The sequence below is a fragment of the Sorangium sp. So ce1335 genome (assembly GCF_051521615.1).
Taxonomy (GTDB): Bacteria; Myxococcota_A; Polyangia; order Polyangiales; family Polyangiaceae; genus Sorangium.
In genome coordinates, this window is the sequence record NZ_CP150363.1 from 3,767,988 (window position 1) to 3,782,640 (window position 14,653).

The 14,653-nt window shown below is 74.3% G+C and carries 8 protein-coding genes; 4 read left to right on the plus strand and 4 right to left on the minus strand.

Annotation, left to right across the window (positions count from 1 at the left end):
- Positions 1–95: 95 nt before the first annotated feature.
- The 3 genes from WMF24_RS14055 to WMF24_RS14065 form a co-directional block, all read right to left on the minus strand.
- Positions 96–680, minus strand: a complete 585-nt coding sequence (locus WMF24_RS14055) for a hypothetical protein (protein WP_437736905.1) — start codon at positions 678–680, stop codon at positions 96–98.
- Between the two features lie 411 nt (positions 681–1,091).
- Positions 1,092–2,555, minus strand: coding sequence for a FecR domain-containing protein (locus WMF24_RS14060; RefSeq protein WP_437736906.1), 1,464 nt, complete (start codon positions 2,553–2,555; stop codon positions 1,092–1,094).
- Positions 2,548–3,258 carry an RNA polymerase sigma factor gene (locus WMF24_RS14065; protein WP_437736907.1) on the minus strand — a complete coding sequence of 237 codons (711 nt, stop codon included), beginning with the start codon at positions 3,256–3,258 and terminating at the stop codon, positions 2,548–2,550. The genes WMF24_RS14060 and WMF24_RS14065 overlap by 8 nt, the downstream gene beginning before the upstream one ends.
- A gap of 188 nt (positions 3,259–3,446) precedes the next feature.
- On the opposite strand from WMF24_RS14065, the gene WMF24_RS14070 reads away from it, so the two are divergent.
- Positions 3,447–8,591, plus strand: a complete 5,145-nt coding sequence (locus WMF24_RS14070) for an AAA family ATPase (protein WP_437736908.1) — start codon at positions 3,447–3,449, stop codon at positions 8,589–8,591.
- Positions 8,592–8,662: 71 nt separating this feature from the next.
- On the opposite strand, the gene WMF24_RS14075 is transcribed toward WMF24_RS14070, so the two are convergent.
- On the minus strand, positions 8,663–9,025 hold the full coding sequence (locus tag WMF24_RS14075; RefSeq protein ID WP_437736909.1) for a hypothetical protein: 363 nt from the start codon (positions 9,023–9,025) through the stop codon (positions 8,663–8,665).
- Positions 9,026–9,434: 409 nt separating this feature from the next.
- Here WMF24_RS14075 and WMF24_RS14080 point away from each other — a divergent pair, with 409 nt between their 5' ends.
- From WMF24_RS14080 to WMF24_RS14090, 3 genes are all read left to right on the plus strand, one after another.
- Positions 9,435–11,606: a PilZ domain-containing protein gene (locus WMF24_RS14080; protein WP_437736910.1), complete on the plus strand. Its 2,172-nt coding sequence runs from the start codon at positions 9,435–9,437 to the stop codon at positions 11,604–11,606.
- 669 nt (positions 11,607–12,275) lie between these two features.
- Positions 12,276–13,292, plus strand: coding sequence for a hypothetical protein (locus tag WMF24_RS14085; protein WP_437736911.1), 1,017 nt, complete (start codon positions 12,276–12,278; stop codon positions 13,290–13,292).
- A gap of 2 nt (positions 13,293–13,294) precedes the next feature.
- Positions 13,295–14,653: a hypothetical protein gene (locus WMF24_RS14090; RefSeq protein ID WP_437736912.1), complete on the plus strand. Its 1,359-nt coding sequence runs from the start codon at positions 13,295–13,297 to the stop codon at positions 14,651–14,653.

Below are 14,653 nucleotides of genomic sequence, written 5' to 3' on the forward strand. Positions count from 1 at the left end.
AGAGGACACAGAGGAGAGAACAAAGAAACTCTGTGTCCTCTGTGTCTCTGCGGTTTTTTTACATGGAACCAGGGACGAACTCAGGCGACACGGTACTAGCCTCCGATGAGCTTGCCGTACGTGCCCGACACGCGATAGCTCGCCTTCAGCATCACGCCGACCTCGTGGGCCGTGCCGGACCACGGCCCCCACGACGGGCGATAGTACGGCAGGGCGTATCCCCACCAGCGCTCGTCGAGGGCACCCAATGGATCCCTGAGGAAGTCGGGGGGATAAACAGGGATCGGCAGGCCCGTGAAGATGTGGAACGTCGTGTCGGAGGACACCCGGCCATCGGGTGTGGTGTAGCTGCCCACGCCAGCGCCGGCGCCGAGGCTGACGCCGAAGTACACCCCGAGCTCGAGGTAACCGTGGGCGACGGTCCCGTCCGAGAACACCCCGCCGAGCGATGCCATCAGCACCGGGTGCGGCAGCAGCGTCAGCTCGATCGGGAGCGCCGGCTGCCATTGCCCCTCGACCGACCTCCCGGCCGCGCCGGCGCCGAAGGCCATCCGCAGCGGAGGGTCGGCGGCGTGCGCGAGGCGCTCCCCGGCCGTCGACGACGCGGCCAGCGCGACAGCGACACAGAGGCGACGTGCCCCGCGGAGCTGCCTCGATGATGGCCGCGAGCGATCGATCACCGGGGCCAGTAGAGCACGGCACGACGCCAGCCGCCGCGCGGGACGCCGCGTCTGAAGCACCCTGCCGCCCGGTCGCCTTCCTGCGCAGCCCCGCCGCCCGCCTGCGCAGCCCCGGCGCCCGTCCTGCGCAGCCCCGGCGCCCGTCCTGCGCAGCCCCGGCGCGCTCCTGCGCAGCCCCGGCGCGCTCCTGCGCAGCCCCGGCGCCCCTCCTGAGCCGCCCCGGCGCGCTCCTGCCATGGCTGCAGAGGGGGTGGTGCGGTACTTGGCCGAAAGTGCGGGACGTTGGGAACCGCAAAGATGCCAAGACGCCAAGAACGCCACATGATCAAGATTCCTTGGCGTCCTTGGCGTCTTGGCGGTTCGACCCTCTGCGGCGCTGTCTGCGGTAAGCTCAGCGTCGCTCGCCCTGCATCACGGCTTCAGGAGATCCCGCGCCACGGGCGCGTGCGCGCCGCGCGGGTGGCGCTTCAGATAGAGCTCGGCGATCGGCCGCGCCGCGGCCCGGCCGCCCGTGCGCTCGACAGCCACCATCTTGCGGCCGAGCGCCTCGGCCGCGAACGGGCCGCCGGGCGACTCGGTAAGATACGTGTCGTACCAGGCCACGGCCGCGCCGGGCGAGCCGCCGTCGTCGACCATGCGGCCGAGCAGGAAGGCCGCCGCCTTCCCGTGGCTCGTCCCGGGGAACCGCTTGCGCGTCGCCGTGAGCGCGCGCTGCGCGACGTCGCCGCGCCGCGCGTACCGCGCCGCGTCCGCCAGCGCCGCGAGGTCGTCGAGCGAGCCCCGCTCGAGCACCCCACCGAGGCCGCGCTGCTCCGCCTCGGCAAGGACCGACCGGAAATCGCCCGCGGCCACGCGCTTCGCCCAGCTCGGCGCCGCCGCGCCGTCGGCCGCCGCCGCGCCGTCGGCCGCCGCCGCGCCCGCGCCATCCGCTGCGCCCGTCGCCGCCCCCTCGGCCCGCGCGCCCTCCAGCCGCGCGGCCCCGGCGCCGCCTTCCGCCGTGTCCGCGTCCGCTTTCCCTCCCGCTCCCCCTTCCGCGCCCGCCTTGGCTCCCGCAGCGTCGCCCGCTCCGGCCGCCCCGTCCTCTCCCGGCGCCGCCGCCTGCGCGGACGACGCCCCGCGCTCCGCCGGCCCCGCCGCGCTCGCGCCGTCGAGGCTCGAGATCTCCACGGCCCCCTCGCGCAGCCGCGCCACGAGCCGCTGCCCGGCGCGGAGCGGCAGCCCGTCGGGCGCGAGCGGCCCGCGCACCGTCACGCTCCCCTCGTGCAGGTCGACGCGCAGCGTGCCGTCGCCGCGCGTCCAGGCCACGTCGAACGCCGTGCCGGTCACGAGCACGGCGAACGGCCCCGCCTCGACCGACCAGCGCGCCTTCGGCCGCGGGACGACCCGCAGCGACGCGCGGCCGTCCTCGAGCAGCATGCGCGCCCCGGTCGCCTCGACCTCCGCCACGCGCAGCGCGCTGCCCGGCGCGAGCGCGACCGTCGTGCCGTCCGTGAAGCGGAGCCGACCCTCCTCGCCCGCCGCCGCGGCGATGTACCCGCCCGCGGCGCCGGCCACGCCCTCGACAGCGTAGTCGAGCCGCCGCGCCGGCCAGAGCGCCACGAGCGCGACAGCGAGCGCCACCGCGCCGGCGAGCGCGAGCCCCCACCGCGGCCGTCCCGAAGGCGCGGGCCAGAGCCCGACAGCGCCCAGCCACGCCTCGACACGGCTCAGGGCTGCGATGCGGCCCAGGGCGCCGCCGCGGCGCAGCGCGGCCCCGCGGCTCACGGCCTCGACGAAGCGGGCCCGCTCGGCGGCGTCGTGCGCCGCGTCGACGTCGACGGGGACGCCCTCCCGCGCGAGGTCGGCGAGACGGCTCAACTTCTCCGCTTCATTCATCGTGCTCTCCTCCGCAGGCAAGGAGGCTCCCGGGCTGATCCAGCGCTTGCGGGGCCTTCGCGAGGTAGGCCGAGAGCGCGGGATCGCGCTGCGCGGCGGTGAGGATCCGGTGCGACGCGCGCGCCAGGTGGCGCTTCGTCGTCGCCAGCGAACAGCCGAGCGCGGCGGCGATCTCCGTGAGCTCCAGGCCCTCGATGAACCGGAGGACGAAGAGCGTCCGGGACCTGTCGTCCACCTGGTCGAGGATGCGATAGAGCCGCCCGAGCGCCGCGCGCCCCTGCGGATCCTGCTGCGCGCCGCCGACGTCCGGCAGCTCGCCCGACGGCGAGAGCTGGAGCCAGCGGCGCAGGCGCCGGCGCCGCAGCTCGGCGCGCGCAACGCGCACCGCGATGCCGACGATGAAGCTCGAGAGCAGCGACGGGTCGCGAAGGTCCTTCGCCACACGGAAGAAGCGAAGGAACGTGTCCTGCACGTGGTCGTCCACCTCGTCGCCCGGCCCCAGGGTGCGCTTCAGGATGCGGCGCACGAGCGGCGCGAACCGCTGCCAGACGACAGGCGCCGCGCCGGGGTGCCCCTGCGCCGCGGCGCGCGCGAGCGTCTCGTCGTCGGTCGCGGACAGCGGCAGCGCCTGCACGCTCCCCCTCTGCGCGCCGGACGCGAGCCCTGTCAAGGGAGGGACGGTCGACCGGCGCGCTCGGATCACGCCCAGCAGTGGTCTCCAGGAGGCCGCCGCGGCTCAAGATTCGGCACGCCCGCGCACCGGAGGAGCTCGAGACAGGGAACAACGGGGACGAACATCGATGGGATGTGCGCGAGACTACAACTTTCGGCCGCGGCAGCTCCCGATACGACGTCGAACGCCGTCACGGACATCAGATGTAACCTGTACACATGACGACACAGGGCGGGGTTCATGCCACCGGATTGCCGAGCCCGCTGCAGGGCTACGCCGCGGACGCCATCCTCCACGAGGGGCCCGTGATCACCGTGCGCCGCGCGCGCCGCGCGTCGGACGGGCAGCCCGTCGTGCTGAAGGGGCCGCTCGCGGGACGGGCGTCGCCGCGCGCGATCGCGAGGCTCCGCCACGAGCTGGTGATCACGCGCGAGATCGCGCATCCGGGCGTCCTCCGCGTCCTCGACGTCGAGGAGAGCGACGGGGGGCCCGTGCTCGTCCTGGAGGACTTCGGCGGCGCGTCGCTCGACATCGTCCTGCGGAGCAACAGGCTCAGCCTGGCCACGACCCTGCGGATCGGCATCCACGTCGCGGACGCCCTCGCGTCGCTGCACCACGCGGGCATCCTTCACAAGGACGTCAAGCCGCACAACATCCTCGTCCGCCTCGATCCGCTGGTGGTCAAGCTCTCCGACTTCGGGATCGCGACGCGCCTGTCGCAGGAGGCGCCGAGGGCCGAGAACCCGGGCGCCGCGGAGGGGACCCTGGCGTACATGTCACCCGAGCAGACGGGCTGGATGAACCGCTGCCTCGACTGCCGGACGGACCTCTACTCCCTGGGCGCCACCCTCTACGAGATGCTCACGGGCGCTCCCCCGTTCACGGCGCCGAGCGCCATGGAGCTCGTGCACTGCCACCTGGCCAGGACGCCGACGCCGCCGCACGCCGCGTCGGCCGAGATCCCGCGCGTCGTCTCCGATCTCGTCATGAAGCTCCTCTCCAAGGCCGCCGAGGATCGGTATCCGTGCGCCGAGGCGCTGCGCGCCGACCTCGAGGAGTGCCTCCGGAGGTACGAGGCCGACGGCCGCGTCGATCCTTTCCCGCTCGGCGAGCGCGACGCGGGCGGCCGGCTCTGGCTGCCGGAGAAGCTCTACGGGCGCGAGGCCGCGACGCAGGCGGTCGTGGCCGCGTGCGAGCGCGCGGCGGCCGGCGCCGTCGAGCTGTTCCTCATCTCCGGCCACGCCGGCGTCGGCAAGTCCGCCCTCGTTCGCGAGGTCTACAAGGTGCTCGCGGGGCGGCCCGGGTACTTCGTCTCGGGGAAGTTCGGCCAGCTCAAGCAGCGCACCCCCTACGCGGCCATCGCGCAGGCGTTCGGCGAGCTGTGCGAGCGCATGCTGTCCGAGGGCGAGGAGCCCGCGGCGCGCTGGAAGGCCCGGCTGAGCGCCGCGCTCGGCGCGATCGGGCAGGTCGTCGTCGACGTGATCCCCGAGCTCGAGCGCGTCGTCGGACCCCAGCCCCCCGTGCAGCCGCTCGGGCCGAACGAGTCGAAGAACCGCTTCAGCCTGGCGTTCCAGACCTTCGTCCGCGCCGTCACGGAGGAGCACCTCCTCGTGCTCTTCATCGACGACCTCCAGTGGGCCGACCCGGCCTCGCTGAAGCTCCTCGAGCTCCTGATGACCGATCCCGACGGCCGCGGGATGCTCGTGATCGGCGCCTACCGCGACCAGGAAGTCGACGGCGCCCACCCGCTGGCGAGGCTCGTCCGCGACCTGCGGGCGGCGGGCGCGCCCGCCTCCGAGGTGTGGCTCGGGCCGCTCGAGCTCGAGGACATCCGCCGGCTCCTCGCCGACGCCCTGCGCTGCCGCCTCGAGGACACGGACGCCTTCGCGGCGCTGATCCTGGAGAGGACCGCGGGCAACCCGTTCTTCATCCACCAGCTCCTGCACGCCCTCGCCGGCGAGGGGATCGTGCGCTTCGATCCGGCCGCGGGGGCGTGGGCGTGGAGCCTCGAGCGCGCCCGGAGCGCGGAGGGCGCCGAGGGCGTCGTCGAGCTGATGGCCGCGAAGATCCGGCGGCTCGCGCCCGGCGCGCAGCGCGCCCTCCGGCTCGCCGCCTGCGTCGGCCACCGCTTCGACCTCCGGACGCTCGCGCTCGTCGCCGAGCAGCCCCCGGGCGAGGTGGCCGCGGCCCTCTGGGGGGCCCTGCGGGCGGGCCTCGTCGTGCCCCTCGATCCCGAGTACCGCTTCGTCCACGCCGGCGACGCGGCGGTCGCGGGCAGGCTGCTCGAGGACCCCTCGTTCCGCGTCTCGTACCGGTTCCTTCACGATCGCGTCCAGCAGGCGGCGTACGCGCTCATCGACGAGCCGGAGCGGAAGCGGCTGCACCACCGCATCGGCCGGCTGCTCGCGGCGCGCCTCGGCGAGGACCCGAGCGACGAGGAGCTGTTCGTCGTCGTCGGCCACCTGAACGTCGCGGCGGCCCTCGTCGAGGACGCGGCGGAGCGCGGCGAGTTCGTGCGGCTCAACCTGGCCGCGGGGCGGCGCGCGCAGGCGGCGACCGCGTACGACGCCGCGTTCGGCTACCTGAGCGCCGCGGTGTCGGCGCTCGGCCCGGATCCATGGGCCGGCGCGCCGGGCCTCGCCTTCGACGTCTTCGACATCCATGCCGCCAAGGCCGAGTGCGCGCACCTGAGCGGCCGCTGCGACGAGGCGGAGGCGCTCTTCGACGCCCTCCTCGAGCGCGCCGCCTCGGACGTGGAGCGCGCGCGCGTGTACCGCATGCGGATGGTCCTCTACAACGCGCAGCACCGCTGGGCGGACACGCTCGCGGTGGCGCTCCAGGGCCTGCGCCTCTTCGGCATGGAGGTGCCCACCGAGGGCGAGGCGCTCGCCGCCGCGCTCGGCGCGGAGCTCGCCGAGGCCGAGCGCGGCTTCGCCGCCCGGCGGGGCGAGGACGTCGGCGCGGGCCCGGAGCTCACCGATCCGCGCGTCAGGGCCGTGGTGGAGATGCTCGGCTACGGCTCGCCGTCGGCGTATTTCCTCAACCCGCCGCTGGCCCAGCTCCTCGCCGTCAGGATGGCGAACCTGTCGCTCCGGCACGGGAGCTCGCCGATGGCCAGCGTGGCGTACGCGTACCACGGCTTCTACCTGGCCGCGTTCTGGGGCCAGCCGCACGAGGGCCACAGGATCGTGCGGATGGGCGTCGCCCTGAACGACAGGTACCGGGTCGACGCCATCAGGGCGAAGATCGAGTTCAACCACGGCGTCGTCATGAGCCACTCGAGGCCGCAGCGCGAGGCGCTCGAGGCCCTCCAGCGGGCGCGGATCGCCGGGATGGAGACCGGCGACTTCATGTTCGCGTCGGCGGCCTCCAACCTCGTCGCCCAGATGATGCTCAGCCTGGAAGGCGAGCTCCGGCGCGTGCGCGAGGACGTCGGCGGGTTCCTGCGCTTCACCAGCCGCACGAGGGACGCGCTGTCGACGGCGGTCCAGACCGTCGCGCGGCAGGTGATCCAGAACCTCGAGGGGCGCACGCTGGACCGCGGCACGCTGAGCGACGCCGGCTTCGACGAGGACGCCTTCGTGCCGAAGCTCGAGGCGGTGGGCTTCGCGATCGTCGCCGGCTTCTACTACACGAACAAGCTCGCGCTCGCGTACCTCTACGGCGATCACGAGGGCGCGCTCCGGATGGCGCGCCGCGCGCAGGAGCGGGCCCGCGCCTTGACGGGCCAGTACATCGGCATCGTCGATCTGCCGCTCTACACCTGCCTCACGATCCTGGCGCTAGGCCCTCGGGCGAGCGAGGAGGAGGGCGGCGCGCTGGCCGAGATGCTCGCGTCGAGCCACGAAAGGCTCGCCGTCCTCGCGCGGAATTGCCCCGAGCTCCGGCACCTGGAGCTGCTCGTCCGGGCGGAGCGCGCGCGCGTCGCCGGGGAGGCGCTGGAGCCGATCCTCGAGCTGTACAGGGAGGCGAGCGAGGCGGCGGAGCAGGCGGGGTACGTGCGCTACCGCGCCCTCGTCAGCGAGCTCTGCGGCAGGTTCCTCGCCTCGAGGCGCATGCCGTGGCTCGCGCGGTCGTGCCTCGTCGAGGCGTACCAGGCCTACGCGCGCTGGGGCGCCACGGCCAAGCTGCGGCAGATGGAGGAGGCCTACGTCGAGCTGCTCCCCCGCGCGGCGGCGGGCCAGCCCGCGTCCGTGAGGCCCCTGGCGAACCTGACCTCGGCCGCCTCGTCGACGACGGAGATGGTCGCGCGGCGCGTGGCGCTGCTCGACGCGGCGGCGCTCATCCGCGCCGCGCAGGCGGTGGCGCGCGAGATCGACCTCGGCCGCGTGATGACGCGGCTGCTCCGGCTCGCCATCGAGAGCGTCGGCGCCCAGCGGGGCGCGCTGATCCTGGACCACGAGGGCGGGCCGCGCGTGGAGGCCGTCGTCGAGGACGAGGGCGAGGTGCGCGTCGGCCCGTCCACGCCCGTGCGCGAGAGCGGCGCCGCGGCCGCCCGGGTGATCGAGCTCGCGATGAGCACCGGGGGCGCCGTCGTCGTGGCGGACGCCGCGCAGGACGCGCGGCTCGATGGCGATCCCTACGTCGCGGCGCGCAGGCCGCGATCGGTGCTCGCGCTGCCCATGGTGAGCCAGGGGGAGGTCTCGGGCGTCCTCTATCTGGAGAACAACGCCGCGCCCGACGTGTTCTCGCCCGCCCGCCTCGACGTGCTCGAGCTCGTCGCCGCGCAGGCCGCCATCGCCGTGAACAACGCGCTGCTCTACGCGCGGGTCCAGGCGGCGAGCGACGAGCTCCGCCGCGCCAACGACGCGCTCGAGGCGGCCGTCGCCGCCCGCACCGCGGAGCTCTCCTCGGCGAAGGCGCGGCTCGAGGAGGAGCTCGCCGAGCGGGCGCGCGCCGAGCAGGAGCGCGCCGGCCTGCAGGAGGACCTCATCCGCGTGCAGCGCGAGCGGCTCGCGGAGCTGTCGACGCCGCTCATCCCGATCACCGATCGCGTCATGGTGATGCCGCTCATCGGGACCATGGACGCGCAGCGCGCGGACGAGGCGCTCGCCGCGGCGCTCCGCGGCGTGTCGGAGACGGGGGCCCAGGTCGTCATCCTGGACATCACGGGCGTGCGGGGCGTGGACAGCAGCGTCGCGGCGACGCTCCTGCGCACCGCGAGCGCGCTGCGCCTGCTCGGCGCCGAGGCGGTGATCACCGGGATCGGCCCGCACGTGTCGCAGACGCTCGTCGGCCTCGACATCGATCTCGGCGGGACCGTCGTCCAGGGGACGCTCCAGCGCGGGATCGCCTACGCGATCCGGAGGACCGGCGAGGCGCCGCGGCTGACGAGCGCGCGGTCCCGCGACAAGCCGCGCTGAGCGCGGCCCGGCTGGCGGGCTCGCGCGACGCGCCGCGGCTCGCCAGCGCGGCGGCCGTCGCCGGGGGCGGTTCAGTTGGCGAGCTTGTTTTCCTCGCGCGGGCCGAAGATCGCCTCCCAGTTCGCGCGGTAGGCGTCGGTCGCGACCTGCGCGGGGCCCGAGCGCGGCGGCTCGGCCGCGCGGGGCGCCGGCAGGAGCACCTCCACGTCGAAGAGCCGGGCGTGGTCGGAGCGCGGCGTCAGCTTCACGAGCTCCCCGGCCAGGGGGCGCCCGTGCTCGGTGGGGCGCAGCTCGCCGATCTCGATCCGGTCCTCGCGGCTCCGGATCACCCGGAAGCCTTCACCCTGCTCGACGGGGCTGTGGATGAAGACGACGTCCTGCGTCGCGGCCGGCGCGGGCTCGTCGTGCTTCTCCGGCGGCTCGTCCTTGCCCATCCCCGGGAGCTTCCCACGTTTGCCCCCTGGCGCGCCAGGCGAAGCGAGCGGTCGGTCCAGGTCCGCGCGCGTCCCGAAGGGCCGCGCGCCCGCGTCTCGCCCGCCGCTCGCCGCGCGCCCAATCGCACGCCGCGCCGCGCCGCGCGCCCGCGTCTCGCCCGCCGCTCGCCGCGCGCCCAATCGCACGCCTCGCCGCGCCGCGCCGCTCGCCACGCCCCCCTGCATCGTTCGCCCCACGCGGCCTCCAAAATTTGGCCAGCGCGGGGGTTAGGCCGTACTGCCGGCCAGAGGGCCCTCTGCACCGCGGAGGTCCCCGATCGCGGACGCGGCGTCGCGGCGGAGGCGGAGGAAAGGGCGTATGAACGTTCGAGGCGCAGAGGGAGATGGCGTTCGCAAGGCGCCGGAATCCTTGGAAAGAGATCGCGAGGGCGGCGCGGAGCGGCGCAGCGGCGCCGGGCAGCGGGTCCGCATCGAGGCGCTCGTCGCCGTCGGCGAGACGTCGGGCGGCGGCTTCGAGGCCGAGTCGATCGACATGTCCCCGGAGGGGATGCGCCTGCGGACGGCGTACCTGCCGCGGGTCGGCGACGCGCTCATCTGCCGGTTCGATGGGCTCGGCAGGGAGCTCGCCGTCGAGGGCGAGGTCTGCTGGCGCGCCGAGCAGGCGCGCGGCGGCGAGTTCGGCCTCCGCTTCACCGGCCTCGACGCCGAGACGGAGGAGGCGGTGCGCGCGATGTGCTCGTCGATGGACGTGGGCGCCCCGGGCGCCGCGCCGACGCTCGCCGCCTCGGCCGCGGCGCCGGCCGCGCCGGAGACGGCGCAGCGGGGCGCGCGCGTGCGGCTCCACATCGACGGCCTCGGCTCGCCCATGAAGGCGCGCGTGCGCGCGGGCGGCCCGGACGACCTCGAGGTCGGCTCCAACCTGGAGTTCCTCAAGGTGGGCCGCTCCCTCGACCTGGAGGAGGTCGAGCAGGGCACGCGCCGCGAGGCCTACATCGACCACGTGAAGGTCGAGGTCGACCCGGCGACGAGCGTCCCGCAACTCGTCGTCACGCTGCGCTACGAGGCGCCGCGCGCCGCCAGGGCGTCGCGGCCGCGGGCGACGTCGTCCGAGAGCCTGCCGCCGGCGAAGCCCGCCGCGGCGCTCGAGGCCGCCGCGCGGGCGTCGTCGGCGCCTGCGCCCCAGGGGCGCGAGCAGGGCGAGGGCGCGGGCGCGCGGGCGTCGTCGGCGCCTGCGCCGTCGCGCGACAAGGGCGAGGGCGCGGGCGCGCGGGCGTCGTCGGCGCCTGCGCCGTCGCGCGACAAGGGCGAGGGCGCGCAGGCGAGCGCGGGCGGCGGCGGGGCGGCCGAGGTCGATGACGACGGCGACCTCTCGCCGGCGCCCTCGGCGCGCGCGGCGGACGCGGCGCCGCCGTCGGCGCAGGAAGCGGCGCCGGCCGCTGCGTCGGAGCCGTCGGAGGAGGCCGGCGCGGCGCCTGCTTCCGGCGCGGCGGCGAGCCGGCTGCGCGACGCCGGCGAGAAGGCGGCGCAGGCGGGCAAGGCGATGGCGGGGAAGATCGCGCCCGCGCTCGCCGGCGCCGGGGCGCGCGCTGCCACGGCGATGGCCGGCATGGTGGCGAGGATCAAGGCGCGGCGCGCGGCGCGCGCGGCGGGCGAGGAGGACGGGTCGAAGGACGGCCCGCGCCGCACGACGGCGCCGCCGCCGGCCGGCGCGCTGAAGGCGGGCAAGCGCCGCGTCGTGCGCGAGGAGGCCGAGGCGCCGGGAGACGAGGCATCGGAGCCGCCGCGCTTCAACAAGAAGGCCGCCGCCCTCGGCAGCTTCCTCGGGCTTGCGGCGGTGCTCGTCGTGTTCGGCGCGGCGCGCCTCATCGGCGGCCTGGCCGGCGGCGACGCGCCGTCGGCCGGGTCCCCGGGGACGGCGGAGAGCGCGCCGGCGCTGTCGGCGTCGGCGGGCGCGCCTGCCCTGCCGGCCGCCGCCGCCGCCGCGGCCGCGCCGCCGGGCGGCGTGCTGACGGCGAACGTCCCGCTGTTCGGCGCGACGCCGCTGTCGACGACGGAGCCGGTGCCGCCGACGCCGCCGGCCGAGCTGGCCGGCGACCCGCTCGCGCAGCGGGCCGCGGCGGTCCCGGGCGGTCCCGGCGACGAGGACGACGACGACGAGGACGACGACGAGCAGGAGGGCCCGAAGGAGTGGGGCCAGGGGACCGTGAGGAACCCCGTCGTGCTGAAGCTGAAGATGGACGGCCCCATCGAGGAGCTGGACGGCGCCGCCGGCGCGATGGGCTTCACCGTGTCGCTGCCCGACCGGCGCGCGCTGTCCTCGGGCAGCGGCCTCGCCCGCAAGGACAAGCGCCTGGCGTCGGTGCGCGTCGTCAACACGCCGCACGGCGCGGAGATCACCCTGCAGTTCAAGGACGGCGTGCCCGCCTACAGGGCGAAGGCGCGCGGCGACCGCCTGGAGATCGCGATCGGCCGCGACGAGCCGAAGAAGGTCGCGGCGAAGTCGAAGCCCAAGAAGGACGACGACAAGAAGAAGAAGGGCGACAAGGGGAGCGACAAGAAGGGCAAGGACAAGGAGCGCTGAGGCGCGCCCGCCCCGCAGACCGAGGCGCCGCGTGATCCGCGGCGCCTCCCTGCGCGGGCAGTCCTGCTCCGCGATGTCCGCGCGGTCGCCCCCCGCGCCCCGGACGCCGCCCGCCCCCCCGCGCCGCGCGCCCCCGCGCCCCGCACGCCACCCCCCCCGCGCCCCGCGCCCCGCACGCCACCCCCCGCGCCCCGCACGCCACGCGCGCCGCGCGCCGCGGCGCCGCCGACCGGCAGATCCAGCCACGCCACCCACGACGAAACCGCCCGCTGCCGCGCGCAGCCGGGGAGAGACGTCGTCGTCCACTTCAGCAGGTTGTGACGGCCGGTGACGAGACGTGACCGTTCCGGGGTGGCTATCCTTCAGCAAAGAAAGAATTCTTGGTTGGGTCTGGAAAATATGTCCAATTTGGATATAAACGCTCCTTGAGGGCGTGACTCCTCGCCGTCCGGGCAGGAGACGCTCGCCCCCGCGTGCGGCGCATCGGTCAGCGCGCCCGCCAACGCATCGGTCATCGCATCGGTCATCGCATGGGGGTGCGCGGTTGCCGGCGGCCGGATCTCGGCTGCTGCCGGTGAGCCGCTGCCCTGTCTCGACCACACGTCCGCCCATCGAGCGCAGGGCGAGCGCCAACCCGCGCGGCGCGGCCCTGCAGATAGGAGCCATTCCATGTCCAGACCACGTCACCTGAAACCGCGTCACGTCGGGCTCGTCATCGCGCTGTGCGCCGGCGTGATGACGGCAGGCTCGTCGGGCCTCGCCGGCTCGCCTGTGAAGGCGCAGTCGGGGGGTGATCACCGTGAAGGCTTCATGAAGGTCCCTCTTTACCGGGGCGCCGGCGTCCCGCCGGAGGCGACGGTCATCGCGCTGCCCAACAACTGCGAGCGCGAGATGCAGGCCACCCTGCGATGGAGCGAGGAGGACAACGAGGTCCGGGTCAAGGTCACCGGCAAGGGGGTCCTGGTGCCCTACCCGAGCGTCGACAGGACCCCTGGGGTGAACTTCTTCCCGAACCCCTTCTGGCCCGAGATCGAGGACATCGTGAAGGGGCGATACCAGTTCTGGATCATCAGCCAGGCAGGGCTCCTCAAGTTCTACTACGACGCGACGACGAGGGATCTGCTCGGCAGCGAGCTCGATTTCGAGGCGCCCCCGCCGGGCGCGATCGCGATCGAGCTGCCGACCGTGAGGGCCGTCGGCTCGCCGTTCTTCCAGCCGAACAAGCGTGGCGACGTCGATCTCGAGTTCACCCTCGCGTACGACAGGACCGTGCGCGCGGACCTGCCCGAGTACGCGCAGGTCGTCGAGGGGTTCCCGCCGCCGAACCTGTGCCTCTCCGACCCGCACAGGATCGACCTGTCGACGATCCGGGGCTACGCGAAGACGCTGCCCGCGTCCGAGGCGGTCAGCTTCGCGGACTACCTCCGCAACGGCTTCTTCCTGAGCATCACGATCGAGCCGCCGGAATACTACACGTTCCCGCCGCTCGACCACCTGTTCTCCACCTACAGCAATGGCACCCAGTTCGGCGGCGTCATCCCGCGCGGGTATGCCTGGGATATCGACGCGACCTTCGGCAACGTGGCCCCGCCGATCCGGCCGTTCGGCGGCGCCGGCTCGTGCGAGGACTACTTCACCGGGGTGCACACGAAGGGCCTCAATTTCTGCAACGGGGAGGGGGAGTAGCCATGGCGAACAGACCTTCGCGCCTGCTCTTCGCCGCCCTTTTCGCGGCGTCCCTCCCGGCGTGCAGCCCGGCTCGCGACGACCTGGAGCTGCTCGGCGAGGCCGGGTCGGAGATCCGGGCCACGAACAGCGGCACGTACAACCTGCACCTGGAGGAGTCGCTGCGGTTCAACCCGATCCAGCCCGGCGCGGATCCCGCGCGGGGCCGCGCGCTCTTCGGCCTCGCCGCGGACGGCGACACCGAGGACAAGAGCCAGGCGCTCTTCGAGGGGCCCTCCGTCGCCTTCGGCGGCACGGTCGTCGGCAACCAGCGCACGTGCTTCACGTGCCACCGCGGGCTCGTCGTGGAGCTCGGGCTCCCGTCCCCCCCGCTGTCCGCGTCCGTGCCCCTCGACGACGCGCTCTTCACGGGCCTCCACGCCGACGCGCAGGGCGACCCCGACGGCATGCGCAACCTCGACGAGCTGGCCCTCATCAAGTACCGCCCGAACCGCTTCAACCTCCAGCGCGCCGAGGAAGACCCGTTCCGCCGCGTGTTCTTCTGGCGCAAGTCGATCCGGCTGGTGAACCTCGCCTTCTCGAACGGGTTCCTCCACGAGGCGCGCGCGCGCACCATGTTCGAGACGGACCGCGGCGCCGTCTTCAGCCACACGCAGGAGTCGGACAGGCGGTTCGACGACCTCTTCACGGTCCAGGACGGCAACGACCTCGAGGCGTTCCAGTTCTCCCAGCTCTCGGATCCGCGCCTCGCCGCGCTCCGCGACCCGTCGGACCCGATGTTCCGCACGCTCGCGCGCGACCCGTTCTACACCGTCTCGATCCGGACGAAGGCGGAGGCGCGCGGAAAGAAGGTGTTCCAGCGCTCCTGCATGACATGCCACAACGTGCCCAACGTGTTCAACAACCTCTCGAACGTCGAGGCGCTCGGCAACGGCGAGACGGACGTCAAGAACCCCGTCTTCGGCCCGAGCGTGACACGGACGTTCAACATCGGCGTGTCCGAGCGGAACAGGCACGGTCTCAGGTTCTCTCACCACGCCGGCGGCGGCGTCTTCGAGCCGATCATCCTCCCGCTCGTCGCCGAGGACGGCACCGTCGTCCCGTTCGAGGTCACCATCGACGTCGGGCTCGCCGCCTCGACCGGCCGGCTCGAGGACGTCGGCCGCTTCAAGGTCCCGCAGCTCCGGCGCCTCGCGCGGAACGCCCCGTATTTCCACGACAATTCAGCGATGTCGATCGAGGAGGTCGTCGATTACTTCAACAGCGACCTCTACAACGAATCGAAGGACGGCAGGCGGTTCCCGATCCGCCTCACGGCGGGCCAGCGCGCCGACCTGATCGCGTTCCTGAAGGTCCTCTGA

Coding starts and splice junctions, on each gene's coding strand:
- WMF24_RS14060 (WP_437736906.1), bottom strand. CDS start 2,555: ATGAATGAAGCGGAGAAGTTGAGCCGTCTCGCCGACCTCGCGCGGGAG.
- WMF24_RS14070 (WP_437736908.1), top strand. CDS start 3,447: ATGACGACACAGGGCGGGGTTCATGCCACCGGATTGCCGAGCCCGCTG.
- WMF24_RS14075 (WP_437736909.1), bottom strand. CDS start 9,025: ATGGGCAAGGACGAGCCGCCGGAGAAGCACGACGAGCCCGCGCCGGCC.
- WMF24_RS14085 (WP_437736911.1), top strand. CDS start 12,276: ATGTCCAGACCACGTCACCTGAAACCGCGTCACGTCGGGCTCGTCATC.
- WMF24_RS14090 (WP_437736912.1), top strand. CDS start 13,295: ATGGCGAACAGACCTTCGCGCCTGCTCTTCGCCGCCCTTTTCGCGGCG.